This window comes from Streptomyces sp. NPDC046939 (assembly GCF_040644575.1).
GTDB lineage: Bacteria > Actinomycetota > Actinomycetes > Streptomycetales > Streptomycetaceae > Streptomyces.
The window spans coordinates 99,795-115,988 of sequence record NZ_JBEYWV010000015.1 but is presented as its reverse complement, the minus strand read 5'-3'; the positions used below and the strand labels follow the sequence as shown (position 1 = coordinate 115,988).

Genomic DNA, 16,194 nt, shown 5'->3' with positions numbered 1-16,194 from the left:
CACGCACCCAGCAGGAGCAGTCATGCACGGCCACGGCTACGCGCCCCCGCCTCCCAGGCTCCCTTCCTCCGGAGCGCAGGCCGGCATGCGCGTGCTCTTCGTGGCCATCGCCGTGCTCACCATCGGCTTCCTCGGCTTCGTCCCCATGCTGCGGCTCGCCCTGACCACCCGCAGCAAGGTCGACTGGCGGGTCTTCATAGGCGTGGCCGCCGTCCAACTCGTCTGCTGGATCGCCGTCTTCAGCGACCCGGGCGGCGAGGAGTTCACCACCTGGTACGGGAACGCGGGGATGGGCCTGATGCTCATCAACCTGGCCGTCTCCGTCACGTACTACCTGATCGCCGACATCCGCCACGCCCACAGGAACCGGCAGCCCCTGGGCGCACCCCTGTACGGCGTGCCCGGCCCGCAGCAGCAGTACGGCTACCCGCAGCCCCAGCCCCAGCCGCGGCCTCAGCCGTACGCGCAGCCGCAGCCCCCCGCCCCGCCGTCGCTGCACGCCATGCCCACGCAGGTCTCCGGCCCAGCGCCCACCCCCGTACCGCCGACGCCGCCCACCCCGGCGCCGCGGAGCCAGACCCCGCCGCCGCACCGCATCGACCAGGTCCGCGCCGAGCTGGACGAGCTGAGCGACTACCTGCGGCGGGAGGACGGCGGCCGGTGACCTTCCCGCCCTCCGCCGCCGCGGCGAGCGGCGGCCACCTCATCGCCGGACGCTACGAACTCTCCACCCTCATCGGCCAGGGCGGCATGGGCCAGGTCTGGACGGCGTACGACAAGCGCCTCGACCGCCGCGTCGCCGTCAAGCTCCTGCGCCCCGACCGGGTCGCGGGCGCCGAGGCCGACGAGCTGCGCCGCCGCTTCCTGCGCGAGTGCCGGGTCACCGCCCAGGTCGACCACCCCGGCCTGGTCACCGTGCACGACGCGGGCACCGAGGGCGAGGACTCCTCCTCGTTCCTGTACCTCGTCATGCAGTACATCGACGGCTCCGACCTCGGCGACCACCTCGCCGAGCACGACCCCTACCCATGGCCCTGGGCCGTCTCCGTCGCCGCCCAGCTGTGCGCCGTGCTCTCCGCCGTCCACGCGGTGCCGATCGTCCACCGCGACCTCAAGCCGCGCAACGTCATGGTGAAGAAGGACGGCACCATCACCGTCCTCGACCTCGGTGTCGCCTCCGTCATGGACACCGACACCACCCGCCTCACCCACACCGGCTCGCCCATCGGCACCCCCGCCTACATGGCGCCCGAGCAGGCGATGGGCGGCGCCGTCGGCCCGTACACCGACCTCTACGCCCTCGGCGTGCTCCTCCACGAACTCCTCAGCGGCGACGTCCCCTTCGCGGGCACCACCGCCCTCGGCATCCTCCACCGCCACCTCTACGAGGCCCCGGTCCCGGTCCGCCGCATCCGCCCCGAGGTCCCCGAAGCGCTGGAGAACCTCGTCCTGCGCCTCCTCGCCAAGGACCCCCAGCACCGGCCCGCCTCCGCCCAGCAGACGTACGAGGAACTGCTCCCGCTGCTGCCCCCGCGCGGAGTGCCGACCGGACACCCGCTCGACCCGACCCGCCCGTTCCTGCGCCCGCACGCGCCCTGGCCCGACCGGGCCCGAACCCCCGCGCCCCAGCCCGCCGGCTCCGACGTGCAGGGCGAGCGGCCCGACGTCGCCCGCGCCGTCGACGAGGTCAAACGCCTCCTCGGCGAGGGCCGCATCACCCAGGCCGTCGACATCCTCGGCGCGATCCTGCCCGCCGCCGCGGCCCAGCACGGCGAGCACTCACCCGTCGTCCGCACCCTGCGCAAGCAGTACGCCGCCACACTCATGGACGACGGCCAGTACCGCCGCGCCCTGCCCGAGCTGCGCCGCCTCGCCGACGAGCGCGCCGCCGAGGCGGGCCACGCCGACCCGCAGTCCCTCCAGTTCCGCTACGAGGCCGCCCAGTGCCTCGAAGCGCTCGGCGAACCGGCCGCCGCGCTCGCCGAGTACCGCTCCCTGCTGCCGTACTACGAGAACCAGTACGCCACCACCGACCTGCGCCTCGCCCTCGACGTACGCCGCCGCATCGGCCAGCTCCTCCTCGCCGTCGGCGACCGGGGCGCCGCGCACGAGACGCTCGTACGCCTCCTGCACGACGCGGAGCGGCTGCACGGGCCGGGGCACCCGTTCCCGGCGGAGGTGCGGCGCACCCTGCAATGGCTGGGGCAGGTCAGGGGCTGATCGGCGCACCGGTTATCTTTCGTGGTCGCCGGTCGTCGCGATCCGGCTCCGACAGCACGTCGGACAGCACACAGGGGTGGGGATCTCTCATGTTCAAGGCCAAGGGCTCCAGAGCGGGCAGCCACCGGCTCTCCAAGCGCAACCGCTACGTGGCCTGGGGCGCCGCCGGAGCGGTCGTCGTCGCGGGCGGCGCGTTCGCCGCGACCAGTGCCTCCGCCGCCACGCCGTGGCCCGCGCAGAAGACGTACACCGGCCGCGCCTTCGACACCTGCACCGCGCCGTCCGCCGCCGCCATGAAGGCCTGGCGCGCCGACCGCTTCTACGGCGCGGCCGCCGTCTACATCGGCGGCAAGAACCGCGGCTGCCGCCAGCCCAACCTCACCAAGTCCTGGGTCAAGACGGTCAACGCGCAGGGCTGGAAGCTGATCCCGCTCTACGTCGGCGCCCAGCCGCCCTGCCAGACCGGCACCAGGAACGAGAAGATGACCGCCTCCAACGCGGCCTCCCTCGGCACCACCGACGGCAAGGACGCCGTCGCCCAGGCCGCCGCGCTCGGCATGAAGGCGGGCAGCGCGCTCTACCTCGACATGGAGCCGTACGACATCACGAACGCGGCCTGCAACAAGGCCGTGCTCACCTACGTCCGCTCCTTCGACAAGGTGCTGCGCGGCAAGACCTACCGCGCCGGCTACTACGGGTTCAGCAGCTCCAGCGCCGCCGCGATCGCCACCGCCAAGGACCGCACCGACCTGCCGGGCAACCTCTGGTACGCGAAGTGGGACAAGGTCAACACCACCACTTCCGACTGGCCCTGGGCCACGTCGCTCTACACGAACCACAGCCGCGGCCACCAGTACATGGTCAACAGCAAGGAGAAGCGCGGCGGCTACACCATCACCGTGGACCGCAACGCGTGGGACGCGCCGGTCGCCCTCGTCGGCTGAGCCCCATCCAGGTCCCGAGTACCTCAACTCGCGGCGAATCGTTGTCGAATAGGTGGCCGAGCCAGCGGCCACCTCCTACCATCGATCACGGACTTTGTGCACCGACGCACAAACTCGCCGCAGGGAGGCTCACCTTGCACCGCCGCACCAGCAGCCGTCGTCGTACCGCGCTCGTCCTGTCCGCCGCCGCCGTCGCCGCGGCGCCCCTCCTGACCGCCTGCGGGAGCGAGGCGCATCCCGGCGCCGCCGCCGTCGTCGGCGGTCAGCGCATCACCGTCGCCCAGCTCGAGAACCGGGTGAACGAGGTACGGGACGCCCAGCGGGCCGCCACGAAGGACAGCGCCGAGTACGAGCAGGCCATCGCCAAATCCGGCGGCCTCACCCGCAACACACTGCACACCATGGTCCTCGACCGGGTGCTGCACCGCGCCGCCACCGACGCGGGCGTCACCGTCACCCGCAAGGAGATGCAGGACATGCGGGCGGGCCTGGAACAGCGGGCGGGCGGCGCCAAGCAGTTGGAGACGGGCTGGCTCGCGCAGTACAACGTGCCGCCGAAACGGTTGACCGAGAGCCTGCGCACCGAGATCGAGGCGCAGAAGCTCGCCACCGCGCTCGGCGCCGACATGCAGACCCAGGAGGGCCAGACCACGTTCTGGAAGGCGATCGGCAAGGCGTCGAAGGAGCTGGACGTCGACCTGAACCCGCGCTACGGCGCCTGGGCGGTCTCCCCGCGCAGCCGCCTCGTCGAGGCGAAGACGCCCTGGCTGAAGCAGGTCACGCGCCAGGAGCCCCCGGCGACGCAGCAGAGCGCGTAGGGACCCCGGCTCCCTGCGTTACGTTCGAGGGGTGAACGATCGAGAGATGCACGCCTCCTCCGGCGCCGACGCGACGGGCCGCCTCGTCCTGCTCACCACGAGCCACCGGGTCGCCCCCGGCCTGCTGTCCTGGCCGGCCTGGGAGGTGCTGCGCGGCGCCGACGCGGTGCTCTGCGCCGACGCCGCGCACCCGCAGCTCCCGTACCTGAAGGAGGCGGGCGTCGAGGTCACGCTCGTGACCGGGCCGCTGACCGCCCGCGACCTCGTGGACCGCTGCACCGACGGCGACCGCACGCTCGTCGTCCTCACGACGGCCGAGGGCGACCGCCGCCTCACCGACGGCCTCGCCGCCCTCGCGGGCTCCGGCCGCGAGCGGATGCCGTCCCTCGAACTCCTCCCCGGCTCCTACGACCTCCCCGGCGCCCGCCTCCTCGACCTCGTCCAGGTCATGGACCGCATCCGCCGCGAATGCCCCTGGTCCACCCGGCGCACCCACGAGGATCTGGCGAAATACGCGATCGAGGAGGCGTACGAGCTGGTCGAGGCGATCGAGACGGACGACCGCGCGGAACTGCGCGAGGAACTCGGCGACGTCCTCCTCCAGGTCGTCTTCCACGCCCGCATCGCCGAGGAGGACCCCGACGAGCCCTTCTCCGTGGACGACGTCGCAGGCGGCATCGTCGCCAAGCTCATCCACCGCCACCCGCACGTATTCGGCGACGAGACCGCGTCCACGCCGGAGGAAGTGCGGGAGATCTGGCTCCGCAAGAAGGGCGAGGCCAAGCGCCGCGCCTCCGTCACGGACGGCGTCCCGCTCGGCCAGCCCGGCCTCGCCCTGGCCGCGAAACTCGGCTCCCGCGTCCGCACGGCGGGCCTGGACGTACCCCTCCCGACCGACGCGGGCCTCGGCTACGAACTCCTCTCCCTCGCCCTCCGGGCAGAGGCGGAGGGCATCGACCCCGAGACAGCGCTACGGGCGGCGGCCCGCGCGTACCGGACGGCGGTACGCGCGGCGGAGGGCCTCGCGGAGTAAGGGCGCGGCCCGTGAGAACGCATCCCCAGCATGGGGAGTTGCTCAGCGGGCCGTGAATTCCACAGGGAGACTCCGTAGCCCTCGCATGATCAGCCCGCCCCGCCACCGCAGGTCCGCAGAGTCGGCCGCGAGGCGGAGGTCGGGCAACCGCCGCAGCAGTGTCTCCAGGGCGGTGCGGCCCTCGAGCCGGGCGAGAGGAGCACCGAGGCAGTAGTGGATGCCGTGGCCGTAGCCCAGGTGCTGGTTGTCCTGGCGGGCGAGATCGAGAGTGTCCGGCTCGGCGAACCTGGCCGGATCGCGGTCCGCCGCTGCCAGGACCACGAGCACGGGATCGCCCGCCGCGATGCGCTGCCCACCGATGATGAGGGGCGCGGTCGCGAAGCGCCAGGTGGCGAGCTCGACGGGACCGTCGAAGCGGAGCAGTTCCTCGATGCCGGTGTCGAGCAGTTCCCGCTCCCCGCGCTCGATGGACGCCTGAAGCAGTGCCCGCTGCGCCGGGTTGTGCAAGAGCGTGTGGACGCCGTTGCCGATGAGGTTGATCGTCGTTTCGAAACCGGCGAACAGGAGGACGAAACACATGGCAGCGGCTTCGTTCTCCGTCAGGTGCTCTCCATGGTCCGAGGCGCGGATGAGCCCCGAGATCAGGTCGTCACCCAGGTCGTCCCGCTTGCGGTGGATCAGTTCGGCCAAGTAGCCACGCATCTTCTTGACGGAACGGGCGACTCCGCCGCGAGGGCCTCCACCGTGCCGGATCATCATGCCCGCCCAGTCCCGGAAGTCGTCCTGGTCCTCGGAGGGGACTCCCAGCAAGTCGCAGATGGCGTAGATCGGCAGTGGGAAGGCGAAGTCGTGGATCAGGTCGGCCTCGCCAGTACCGGCGAACCGGTCGATGAGGTCATCGGTCAACTGCTGCACGCGTGGAGCGAACTGAGCGATGCGACGCGGGGTGAACGCCTTCGAGACCAGGCGACGCAAGCGGGTGTGATCAGGCGGATCGATGTTGAGCAGATGCGTCATCAGGTTGGCGTTGCGCTCACCGGGGATGCCGGTTCGGTTCTTGCCCTGGGCGCCCTCGGCGTGATGATCCGGATTCTTCGACAGTCGGCTGTCCGCGAGCGCCTGACGTGCGTCGGTGTACCGGGTCACGAGCCATGCCTCGACCCCGCTGGGAAGCTTCGTCCAGTGGACAGGCGAGTGCTCCCGGAGCCAGGCGTAGGCCGGATACGGGTCTGTCGCGAACTCCCAGGTGAAGAGTTCGGGTGCGGTGTTCGGGGCGTTCACCAGACGACCGTAACCGGCGCCGGTGCGGAGGGAGGCACGGAGCCGGCTAGAGCTCCGGGGCTGTGCCAGCCGTGAAGGGGCTGACGTGAACAACGCTACAAGCATGCAGATCCGCCCTGCCAGTAGTGGGCCCGGGAAGCCGGTCCGAGCGGCTCTCATGGTCCGCGTGTCCACCCGGAAGCAGGTCACCGGTTTTGGGCTGCAGGCGCAGGAGGCCGCAGGACGGGCGTACGTCGAGAGCCGTCCCGGATGGGTACTCGTACCGGATCCGGTCTTCCGGGACGAAGGGGTGTCGGGCGCTCTCATCGAGCGACCAGGGATGCTGCGCCTGGAACAAGAGGCGCGACATGGGCGGGTCGACGTGATCGTGGTGCACAGCTTCGATCGCATCGGCCGCACGAGCGCGGCCTTCTGGGCGCGGGTCTGGGCCATGGAGGACCTGGGCGTCACCTTCGTCTCGGTCACGCAAAGCGTCGACAACGCCACGGACTTCGGACGGGAGCAACTGCACTTCCATGCTGTGAGGGCGGAAGACGAGCGACGGCTCATCTGCGAGCGGATGCAAGGCGGTCGGCAGCGCAAGGCGCTCGACGGTGGATGGGTCGGCGGGCCGGCGCCTTGGGGGTACGTCATCGACGGGCAGGCCCGCCGAGGGTCGCGGCTCACTGTCGACGCGAAGGAAGCACGCGTGGCGCGTACAGCGGTGCACTTCATCGTCGACAGAGGCATGAACACAGCCCAGGCAGCGCGAGAGCTCAATGCCGAAGGGCTGTTCCCTCGCAGCGGCCGCCCGTGGAGCGCCTCCAATTTGCACAGGCGGCTCACCTCCTCCTCCCTGCTCAAGGGCGAAGTTGTCTTCCGAAGCCCGGCCGGTGCCGGAAGAAAGGGGGCGAAGTGTGGTCCGGACGGCGAGCCGTTGCACGGAGCCAGCGTCACCATCGCGATTCCACGCATCATCACGGAGGAGCGGGCCGAAGCTCTCGTCCAGGTCATGACGGCTCGTGGCCATACGGCCCACGCCGAGGCCAGTGAATACCCGCTCACCGGCCGGATCGAAGGAGCCTGTGGAAGCCATTACGTCGGCGCCTTCCTGAAGTCGAACGGCAGCCGCTACTACCGCTGCGCCGGAAACAACAACGGCAAAGGTGCGAACACGGGTTGCGACGACCCCTACTTGGCTGCCGCCGGAATGGAAGCATCCGTCCTCAGTGAAGTGAGGCCGGTCCTCGCCGACCCGGGACTGGCGTCGGCGCTGCGGCAGTCCAGCCCTCGGGCTCTTCCCGGCAGCGAAGAACGGCAGCGCGAGCGCGTAGCGAACTTCGCACAGGTTCTCACGGAGAAGGAGGCCGCCGCCGCCCGCGCGGATGCGGCTCTGTCCGGTCTCGCCGATCTGGACCAGGGCGTCAAGGAGGCCGCTCTGCGGCAGCTCTCCGATGAGGTCCTCATCGCATCCCTGATGCTGGCCGAAGCACGTGCAGTGCTTGTCGAGTACGAGTCCGTCTCGCACCGCACACGAACCGATGTGGAGTTGATCGCGCGTGCGGCGGCCGGGCAGGTGACGGAGCCTGCGGAGGTGCGCCGCGTGTTCGACCTGCTGGACGTCCGGGTCAACCCTCTCGAACGGGTACGGCAGCGGGCCGGTGTCGGGTGCAAGGTGACGGCATGGCACATCGGGATCGGCGTGCTCGTACCCGCCGAGGTCACCGAGTCGCAATGGGGCATGGTCGAGGAGGCGATGGCGGCCTTCTTCCCGCGTCGCCAGTTCGTACGCGGCGTGGTCGACCTTCGGACACAACTGAACGGCATCCTCCACCGTCTGCGAACGGGATGCCTATGGGATGAGGTCCCTGCGGAATTCGGCCCTCCGCTGGCCCTCAAGGACCGGCAGAACACCTGGTTCAAACGGGGGTTCTGGGCGCCACTAATGCAAGCGCTGAACGCGCGGGGAGGCGGAACGGCGGCGCGACGCGAACGCCTGGTTCCGGCGCTTGAGGTCGTGTGCGGGATCAGCCGCCGCGATGTGAACGGGGCGCTCCAACCTGACAGTTGCTCAACTTCGTGACTTTCACGTGATCTACGCTGCATCGACTTGTGACAAGCGTTCGAGTCCCGCTACGTTCACCAGTCATCGCGACACGGGCACAACCGGCACCACTCCTGCCACTCCTGTCGCGTGCTGCATCAGTCTCGCGAAAGGCAACCGCATGCTCTCCGGGAACGGTCGTCACCGTCGCCCTCGTCAGGCCCCTGCTCTGGTCGTCGCCGCCGGTGTCACCGGCAGCGCCATCGCGATCCCGCTGCTCGCCGCGTCGGGCGCGAACGCCGCCTCCACCACCACGTGGGACAAGCTCGCCGAGTGCGAGTCGGGCGGGCAGTGGAGTCTCGACGCGGGCAACGGCTACTACGGCGGGCTGCAGTTGTCGCAGGAGACATGGGAGCAGTACGGGGGGCTCGACTACGCCCCGAGCGCGGACGAGGCCAGCCGTTCGCAGCAGATAGCCGTCGCCGAGAAGGCGCTTCAGGCCAAGGGGCCCAGCGTGTGGCCGAGCTGCTCGATCGTGGCCGGTCTGACGCAGAGCGGCGACGCGGCCGATGTCGACCCTGGGGCGAGCACCTCGCCGCGGCCGTCCACCGACTCGGCGGAGTCGCCGGGTGTGTCCGACTCCACGGGTACCCCGGAATCCCCGGATGTCACGTCATCTCCGGAGACTTCGGTCACGTCGGATGCCTCGGCGTCTTCGAAGGCTTCAGGTTCCGCGAGAGAGAAGAGTCACCAAGGCTCCGGCGCGAGCGGCAGATCCGGGGCTTCCGACGGCTCCGGATCCTCCGAGGACGCCGCCACGCCGGACGCGCCCGCCGCGTCTGACGCCCCGTCGGCCGATGCCACTACCGATACCCCCGGTAACCAGGCGAGCGACGAGCCGAGCGCCACCGCCGAAGAGGACAACTCGGGCAAGTCCGGTCAGTCGGACGCCACTTCCGCCCTCGGTGAGGACGCATCGTCCGCCGGCCGCCACCGTGGCGAGCGTGCCGCCGACGACGCCTCCGCGTCCCGGGGGAGTGAAGGTCGTCACGCTTCGCGCGAGGAGGCCCGCTCCGGGAGCGCGTACACGGTCCGTTCCGGCGACAACCTGTCGGACATCGCGGATGCGCAGAACGTGGACGGCGGGTGGAATGCCCTTTATGACCTCAACAAGGAGACGGTCGGTTCCGACCCGGACCTCATCCTTCCTGGTCAGAGTCTGAATCTCGGCTCGGAATCGGGTGAGGATCAGCCGTAATTCAGTGGTGGTTGAGACGCGTATGTCCGCTTTTGCGAGAGTGAGACATGAGTCTCAAAGACCCTGATCGGCTTTGAAATCGGGCGGATCGACTGCTTAACGTCGTCACCGCTCGCCACAGCGGGCCCCGACGGACGTCACGCCGAATCCTGCCAACGTCCGTACGGGAACAGTCGACGCGTAAGCGCCGTGGGCAGGAGCGGGGGACCCAAGGTAAGTGCCGGTCCGCCGGCTTGGGGTTAAGCCCGCGCACTAGGTTGCGCGGCCGGACACTCACTGGTCCGCACCCGACAGCTCACCTCGTAGGCGTCGGTGAGGGGATCACTCCATGCTGTTTTCCAGCAAGGGCAAGCACCGCCGTCCGTCCAAGGCCGTCCGTGTCGCCACCCTCGCGGGTGTCACCGGTGCCGCCGTCGCCGTTCCGCTGATGGGTGCCACGGGCGCCTCCGCCGCCTCCACCTCCGAGTGGGACCAGGTCGCGGCCTGCGAGTCCGGTGGCAACTGGTCGATCAACACGGGCAACGGCTACTACGGCGGTCTGCAGTTCTCCGCCTCGACGTGGGCCGCGTACGGCGGCACCGCGTACGCGTCCACCGCCGACAAGGCGTCCAAGGCGCAGCAGATATCGGTCGCCGAGAAGGTCCTCGCCTCGCAGGGCAAGGGTGCCTGGCCGAGCTGTGGCGTGGGCCTGTCCGGCGCCTCCACGGGCAACTCCGCCCCGGTCGAGTCGCAGTCCTCGCAGCAGTCGCAGCCGCAGCAGCAGCAGCGCTCCGAGTCCTCGACGACGACCCGCTCGCAGCAGCGCCAGCAGCCGCAGCAGCAGCAGGCTCAGCCGCAGCGTCAGGCGCAGCCGCAGCAGGAGGTCAAGAAGGACACCGTCACCACCCCGACCGGCAAGAAGGTCGAGAAGGGCGACGGCGAGTACAAGGTGAAGTCCGGCGACACGCTCAGCAAGATCGCCGAGGCGCACGGCACCACCTGGCAGAAGGTGTTCAAGCTCAACGAGGACATCATCGTGGACGCCAACCTGATCTACCCGGACCAGCAGCTCCACCTGAAGTAGGACCCCGAGAGGGTAGGGATCCGGCATCGGCGGACGCCGGGTCCAGGGCCGCTCGCCCGAGGCGACCCCCGTTCCGCTGCACGTGTGCGGAACGGGGGTCGCCGTCTTTGTTCCGTTAAGAAACATTTCGCTGTCGGCGTTGTCCACAACCCGGGCGGCCGACTGGCTGATGCCTCCAGGCCGGTTAGGCTCAGGGGTGCGGGCCACGCCGTCCGCACAGTTGTGTCACATCCGAGAAGGAGATGCTCGTGCCGTCCATCGACGTCGTCGTAGCCCGGGAAATCCTGGACTCCCGAGGCAACCCCACGGTCGAGGTCGAGGTCGGCCTCGACGACGGCAGCACCGGCCGTGCTGCTGTCCCGTCCGGCGCCTCCACCGGTGCCTTCGAGGCCATCGAACTCCGTGACGGTGACCCCAACCGTTACCAGGGCAAGGGCGTCGAGAAGGCCGTCCTCGCCGTCATCGAGCAGATCGGCCCGGAGCTGGTCGGCTACGACGCCACCGAGCAGCGCCTGATCGACCAGGCGATGTTCGACCTGGACGCCACCGACAACAAGGGCTCGCTCGGCGCCAACGCCATCCTGGGCGTCTCCCTCGCCGTCGCGCACGCCGCCTCCGAGGCCAGCGACCTGCCGCTCTTCCGCTACCTGGGCGGTCCGAACGCGCACCTGCTGCCCGTCCCGATGATGAACATCCTGAACGGCGGGTCGCACGCCGACTCCAACGTCGACATCCAGGAGTTCATGATCGCCCCGATCGGCGCGGAGTCCTTCTCCGAGGCGCTGCGCTGGGGCACCGAGGTCTACCACACCCTCAAGAAGGTCCTGAAGAACAAGGGCCTGTCGACCGGCCTCGGCGACGAGGGCGGCTTCGCCCCGAACCTGGAGTCGAACCGCGCCGCGCTCGACCTCATCATCGAGGCGATCAAGGAGGCCGGCTACGTCCCCGGCCAGCAGGTCGCGCTCGCGCTCGACGTCGCCGCCTCCGAGTTCTACAAGGACGGCGTGTACGAGTTCGAGGGCAAGCAGCGCTCGGCCGCCGAGATGACGGACTACTACGCCGAGCTGGTCGAGGCGTACCCGCTGGTCTCCATCGAGGACCCGCTGTTCGAGGACGACTGGGCCGGCTGGCACACGATCACCGAGCGCCTCGGTGACAAGGTGCAGCTCGTCGGCGACGACCTGTTCGTCACCAACCCGGAGCGCCTGGCCCGCGGCATCGAGGAGAACTCGGCCAACGCCCTGCTCGTCAAGGTCAACCAGATCGGCTCGCTGACCGAGACCCTGGACGCCGTCGAGCTGGCCCAGCGCAACGGCTTCAAGTGCATGATGTCCCACCGCTCCGGCGAGACCGAGGACGTCACCATCGCCGACCTGGCCGTCGCCACCAACTGCGGCCAGATCAAGACCGGCGCCCCGGCCCGCTCCGAGCGCGTCGCCAAGTACAACCAGCTCCTGCGCATCGAGGAGATCCTGGACGACGCGGCGGTCTACGCCGGCCGCAGCGCGTTCCCCCGCTTCAAGGGCTGACGGCCCCCGGCGCCGTAGTTCCGTACGTCCCCGCACTCGGTCCCGTACCGTGTGCGGGGACGTACGCACGTAGGCGGCCGGATCGGGCCGGAACGGGGAGGCGGACAGGCGATGCCGGGAAAGGTACGGAGCAGGGGCCAGGGCGGTTCGGCCCGCTTCTCCACGGCCACCCGCCTGCGCGTGCTCGGCGAGCAGACGGCCGAACGCGTCTACCGCTCGCAGAACAAGCGCCAGGCCCGCCGCTCCCGGCTCACCGGCCGCGCGGCGCTGCTCGCCCTCGTCGTCTGCACGCTCGTGGTCGCGCTCGCCTACCCGATGCGGCAGTACGTGTCCCAGCGCGGCGAGATCGCCGATCTGCAGCGCAGGCAGCAGGAGGCGAAGGACCGGGTCGAGCAGCTCCGCGACGAAAAGGCGCGCTGGCAGGACGACGCCTACGCCGAGCAGCGGATCCGGGAGCGCCTGCACATGGTGATGCCGGGGGAGACCGGGTACGTGGTGCCCGACCCGCGCGCCACCGAGGACGGCCGCGCCGAGGAGAGCGCGGGCGACCGCCCCTGGTACTCCAACGTCTGGGACGGCGTCGACAAGGCCGACCGCGCGAACTGATCATCGTTACCCCGCCCCACACCGAAGTGAAAGACAGGCATGGAAACGCCCCCGCCCCAGACCGAGCCCAGCGCGCCCACGGACGCCGACATCCACGCGTTCAAGGAGCAGCTCGGCCGCCCGCCGCGCGGCCTGCGGGCCATCGCGCACCGCTGCCCCTGCGGCAACCCGGACGTCGTAGAGACCGCCCCGCGCCTGGAGGACGGCACGCCGTTCCCGACGACGTACTACCTGACGTGCCCGCGCGCGGCCTCGGCCATCGGCACCCTCGAGGCCAACGGCGTCATGAAGGAGATGACGGAGCGGCTCGCGACCGACCCGGAGCTGGCGCGCCAGTACCGGGCGGCGCACGAGGACTACCTCGCCCGGCGTGACGCCATCGAGGTCCTGGAGAACTTCCCGAGCGCGGGCGGCATGCCGGACCGCGTGAAGTGCCTGCACGTCCTCGTGGCGCACTCGCTCGCGGCCGGGCCGGGTGTGAACCCGCTGGGCGACGAGGCGATCGAGATGCTGCCCGAGTGGTGGCGCAAGGGCCCGTGCGTGACGCCGGAGGTGGCCGAGTGACCCGCGTGGCGGCCGTCGACTGCGGTACGAACTCGATCCGTCTGCTCGTCGCGGACGCGAACCCGGAGACGGGCGAGCTGGTCGACCTGGACCGGCGGATGACGATCGTCCGGCTCGGCCAGGGCGTCGACAAGACGGGCCGGCTCGCTCCGGAGGCCCTGGAGCGGACCTTCGCGGCGTGCCGCGAGTACGCCGAAGTGATCAAGGAGCACGGGGCGGAGCGCGTCCGCTTCGTGGCGACGTCCGCGTCCCGCGACGCCGAGAACCGGGACGACTTCGTCCGGGGCGTCCTGGACATCCTGGGCGTCGAGCCCGAGGTGATCACCGGTAACCAGGAGGCGGCGTTCTCCTTCACGGGTGCGACGAAGGAGCTGACGGGCCGCGCCGACCTGGACACGCCGTACCTGGTGGTGGACATCGGCGGTGGCTCGACCGAGTTCGTGGTCGGCGACGAGACCGTGCGCGCCGCCCGCTCCGTCGACGTCGGCTGCGTGCGGATGACGGAGCGGCACCTGGTCGCCGGGGACGGCACGGTGAGCGACCCGCCGACCGCCGCGCGGATCGGGGCGATCCGCGAGGACGTCGTGAAGGGGCTCGACCTGGTCGAGCGGACGGTGCCGCTGGGCGACGCCCGTACGCTCGTGGGCCTCGCCGGTTCGGTGACGACGGTGGCGGCGCTCGCGCTCGGCCTGAAGGAGTACGACTCGGCCGCGATCCACCACGCGCGGATCTCCTACGAGAAGGTCGCCGAGATCACCGACTGGCTGCTGGGCTCCACGCACGACCAGCGCGCCCTGCACCCGGTGATCCACCCGGGCCGCGTCGACGTCATCGCGTCCGGCGCGCTCGTCCTGCGGCTGGTCATGGAGCGGATCGGGGCCCGCGAGGTGGTCGTGAGCGAGCACGACATCCTGGACGGGATCGCCTGGTCCCTCGCCTGACCGCGGGGCGCCGGAAACGATCTCGCTTGAGCGTGTCGCACCCCGTCTGAGCACGGCTCGGAGGGGGTGCGACACGCTCTTCGCGCGCCCCGGCGAGAAAGTTCGTGAAGTTCTTCACAAGGAATTCGGCCCCATCGGGCGCGGTTCGTGGCCCAGGGGCCCGTCCGGCGGCGTCCAGGTGGGGTCGAAGGGCCTGTCCGGGGTGTGTCGCCGGTGTTTCCGGAGGATGAATTCCGGGAGTGGTTAGGGGGTTCACCGGCTCACTGTCGCTGCTCAAGAGGGGTGAGCAACGAGTGGAGGCGGGCCGTGGTTCCCTCCGCCGACCATGACATGGGTCACGTGGGCGGCGAAGTGTAGCAGAGGCACCGTCCGTTCTTGTGAAGGGGCGCACGAGCACCCCCCTCCGACCGGGTGGATACTCGATGGCATGAGCACCACGGAGCGTCCCAGGATCCTCATTGTCGGGGGTGGGTACGTAGGCCTGTACGCGGCGCGACGCATCCTGAAGAAGATGCGTTACGCGGAAGCGACCGTCACGGTCGTCGACCCGCGCTCGTACATGACGTACCAGCCCTTCCTCCCCGAGACCGCCGCCGGCAGCATCTCGCCGCGCAACGTCGTCGTCCCGCTGCGACGCGCTGTGCCGGGAGCCGAGATTCTCACCGGCCGCGTCACCACCATCGACCAGGACCGCAAGGTCGCCACGGTCGCCCCGCTCGTCGGCGAGGCGTACGAGGTGCCCTTCGACTACCTGGTGATCGCGCTCGGCGCGGTCTCCCGCACCTTCCCGACCCCCGGCCTCGCCGAGGTGGGTATCGGCATGAAGGGCGTCGAGGAGGCCATCGGCCTGCGCAACCACGTGCTCGAGCAGCTCGACAAGGCCGAGTCCACGACGGACGAGGAGATCCGCCGCAAGGCGCTCACCTTCGTCTTCGTCGGCGGTGGCTTCGCGGGCGCCGAGACGATCGGTGAGGTCGAGGACATGGCGCGCGACGCCGCCAAGTTCTACAAGAACGTGAAGCGCGAGGACATGCGCTTCATCCTGGTCGACGCCGCCGACAAGGTGCTGCCCGAGGTCGGCCCGGAGCTGGGCGTCTACGGCCGCAAGCACCTGGAGTCCCGCGGCATCGAGGTCTACCTCTCCACCACGATGCCCTCCTGCGTCGACGGTCACGTCGTGCTCAGCAACGGCCTGGAGGCGGACGCCGACACGGTCGTGTGGACCGCCGGTGTGAAGCCGAACCCGGCGCTCGCCCGCTTCGGTCTCCCGCTCGGCCCGCGCGGCCACGTGGACACCAGCGAGACGCTCCAGGTGCAGGGCACCGACTACATCTGGGCCGCGGGCGACAACGCCCAGGTCCCGGACCTCGTCGGCCGTGCGAACGGCAACCCGAACGCCTGGTGCCCGCCGAACGCGCAGCACGCGATGCGCCAGGCCAAGGTCCTCGGCGACAACGTGGTCTCCGGCATGCGCGGCTTCCCGCAGCGCCCCTACAAGCACGCCAACAAGGGTGCGGTGGCCGGTCTCGGCCTGCACAAGGGCGTCGCGATGATCGTCATGGGCAAGATGAAGATCAAGCTCAAGGGCCGTCTCGCCTGGTACATGCACCGTGGCTACCACGGGCTCGCCATGCCGACGTACAACCGCAAGATCCGGGTGATCGCCGAGTGGACGATCAACATGTTCCAGAAGCGCGACATCACCGCGCTCGGCGCCCTGGAGACTCCGCGCGAGGAGTTCTACGAGGCCGCCAAGCCGGCGCCGGCCGCCAAGCCCGCCGCCGAGAAGGTGCCCGGGAGCGGGGACAAGGTCGAGGAGAAGGCCAAGGCCTCCTGACCCCGGCGTAGTCCGAGAGTTCAGCGCAACGCCCGAAGGGGCCGCTCGCCATCCGTGGTGCGAGCGGCCCCTTCGGC

At 70.2% G+C, this 16,194-nt stretch carries 14 protein-coding genes and 1 riboswitch; of the genes, 13 read left to right on the top strand and 1 reads right to left on the bottom strand.

All coding sequences use genetic code 11. The features are described from left to right. Positions 1-85: 85 nt before the first annotated feature. The 5 genes from ABZ877_RS18435 to ABZ877_RS18415 all read left to right on the top strand — a co-directional run bounded on the left by ABZ877_RS18435 (position 86) and on the right by ABZ877_RS18415 (position 5,015). Positions 86-664 carry a hypothetical protein gene (locus ABZ877_RS18435; protein WP_361071858.1) on the top strand — a complete coding sequence of 193 codons (579 nt, stop codon included), beginning with the start codon at positions 86-88 and terminating at the stop codon, positions 662-664. Positions 665-705: 41 nt separating this feature from the next. Beyond that, positions 706-2,220 carry a serine/threonine-protein kinase gene (locus ABZ877_RS18430; protein WP_361072107.1) on the top strand — a complete coding sequence of 505 codons (1,515 nt, stop codon included), beginning with the start codon at positions 706-708 and terminating at the stop codon, positions 2,218-2,220. 89 nt (positions 2,221-2,309) lie between these two features. Then, the gene (locus ABZ877_RS18425) at positions 2,310-3,164 is read left to right on the top strand and encodes a glycoside hydrolase domain-containing protein (protein WP_361071855.1); all 855 of its coding nucleotides are present in this window, start codon (positions 2,310-2,312) and stop codon (positions 3,162-3,164) included. Positions 3,165-3,298: 134 nt separating this feature from the next. Beyond that, a complete protein-coding gene (locus tag ABZ877_RS18420) occupies positions 3,299-3,982 on the top strand; it encodes a SurA N-terminal domain-containing protein (protein WP_361071853.1) in 684 nt (227 codons plus the stop codon). A gap of 46 nt (positions 3,983-4,028) precedes the next feature. Then, on the top strand, positions 4,029-5,015 hold the full coding sequence (locus tag ABZ877_RS18415) for a nucleoside triphosphate pyrophosphohydrolase (RefSeq protein ID WP_361072104.1): 987 nt from the start codon (positions 4,029-4,031) through the stop codon (positions 5,013-5,015). A gap of 42 nt (positions 5,016-5,057) precedes the next feature. Here the strand turns inward: ABZ877_RS18415 and ABZ877_RS18410 are convergent, their stop codons facing one another. Further along, positions 5,058-6,296: a cytochrome P450 gene (locus ABZ877_RS18410; RefSeq protein ID WP_361071850.1), complete on the bottom strand. Its 1,239-nt coding sequence runs from the start codon at positions 6,294-6,296 to the stop codon at positions 5,058-5,060. A gap of 103 nt (positions 6,297-6,399) precedes the next feature. Here ABZ877_RS18410 and ABZ877_RS18405 point away from each other — a divergent pair, with 103 nt between their 5' ends. The 8 genes from ABZ877_RS18405 to ABZ877_RS18370 all read left to right on the top strand — a co-directional run bounded on the left by ABZ877_RS18405 (position 6,400) and on the right by ABZ877_RS18370 (position 16,117). Continuing rightward, positions 6,400-8,358 (top strand): recombinase family protein, encoded by a 1,959-nt coding sequence (locus ABZ877_RS18405; RefSeq protein WP_361071847.1) that lies wholly within the window; start codon positions 6,400-6,402, stop codon positions 8,356-8,358. A gap of 142 nt (positions 8,359-8,500) precedes the next feature. Then, the gene (locus ABZ877_RS18400; protein WP_361071844.1) at positions 8,501-9,577 is read left to right on the top strand and encodes a transglycosylase family protein; all 1,077 of its coding nucleotides are present in this window, start codon (positions 8,501-8,503) and stop codon (positions 9,575-9,577) included. Between the two features lie 130 nt (positions 9,578-9,707). Then, a riboswitch (cyclic di-AMP (ydaO/yuaA leader) is annotated at positions 9,708-9,901 on the top strand. A 4-nt stretch (positions 9,902-9,905) separates the two neighbouring features. Then, positions 9,906-10,640, top strand: a complete 735-nt coding sequence (locus ABZ877_RS18395) for a transglycosylase family protein (protein WP_361071841.1) — start codon at positions 9,906-9,908, stop codon at positions 10,638-10,640. 248 nt (positions 10,641-10,888) lie between these two features. Next, entirely contained in the window at positions 10,889-12,169 is a 1,281-nt protein-coding gene (eno, locus tag ABZ877_RS18390; RefSeq protein ID WP_361071838.1) for a phosphopyruvate hydratase, read from the top strand. Positions 12,170-12,280: 111 nt separating this feature from the next. Further along, positions 12,281-12,775 carry a septum formation initiator family protein gene (locus tag ABZ877_RS18385; RefSeq protein ID WP_361071835.1) on the top strand — a complete coding sequence of 165 codons (495 nt, stop codon included), beginning with the start codon at positions 12,281-12,283 and terminating at the stop codon, positions 12,773-12,775. Between the two features lie 39 nt (positions 12,776-12,814). Further along, positions 12,815-13,339, top strand: a complete 525-nt coding sequence (locus ABZ877_RS18380) for a DUF501 domain-containing protein (RefSeq protein ID WP_361071832.1) — start codon at positions 12,815-12,817, stop codon at positions 13,337-13,339. Next, a complete protein-coding gene (locus tag ABZ877_RS18375) occupies positions 13,336-14,280 on the top strand; it encodes a Ppx/GppA phosphatase family protein (protein WP_361071829.1) in 945 nt (314 codons plus the stop codon). Before ABZ877_RS18380 ends, ABZ877_RS18375 begins: the two co-directional genes overlap by 4 nt. 427 nt (positions 14,281-14,707) lie before the next feature. Beyond that, entirely contained in the window at positions 14,708-16,117 is a 1,410-nt protein-coding gene (locus ABZ877_RS18370) for an NAD(P)/FAD-dependent oxidoreductase (RefSeq protein ID WP_361071827.1), read from the top strand. Positions 16,118-16,194 lie beyond the last annotated feature (77 nt).

Bases quoted from the DNA above. Each gene is read 5' to 3' on its own strand.
- ABZ877_RS18435 (WP_361071858.1), top strand. From the start codon at position 86: ATGCGCGTGCTCTTCGTGGCCATCGCCGTGCTCACCATCGGCTTCCTC.
- ABZ877_RS18425 (WP_361071855.1), top strand. From the start codon at position 2,310: ATGTTCAAGGCCAAGGGCTCCAGAGCGGGCAGCCACCGGCTCTCCAAG.
- ABZ877_RS18415 (WP_361072104.1), top strand. From the start codon at position 4,029: ATGCACGCCTCCTCCGGCGCCGACGCGACGGGCCGCCTCGTCCTGCTC.
- ABZ877_RS18405 (WP_361071847.1), top strand. From the start codon at position 6,400: ATGCAGATCCGCCCTGCCAGTAGTGGGCCCGGGAAGCCGGTCCGAGCG.
- ABZ877_RS18400 (WP_361071844.1), top strand. From the start codon at position 8,501: ATGCTCTCCGGGAACGGTCGTCACCGTCGCCCTCGTCAGGCCCCTGCT.
- ABZ877_RS18395 (WP_361071841.1), top strand. From the start codon at position 9,906: ATGCTGTTTTCCAGCAAGGGCAAGCACCGCCGTCCGTCCAAGGCCGTC.
- ABZ877_RS18385 (WP_361071835.1), top strand. From the start codon at position 12,281: ATGCCGGGAAAGGTACGGAGCAGGGGCCAGGGCGGTTCGGCCCGCTTC.
- ABZ877_RS18380 (WP_361071832.1), top strand. From the start codon at position 12,815: ATGGAAACGCCCCCGCCCCAGACCGAGCCCAGCGCGCCCACGGACGCC.
- ABZ877_RS18370 (WP_361071827.1), top strand. From the start codon at position 14,708: ATGAGCACCACGGAGCGTCCCAGGATCCTCATTGTCGGGGGTGGGTAC.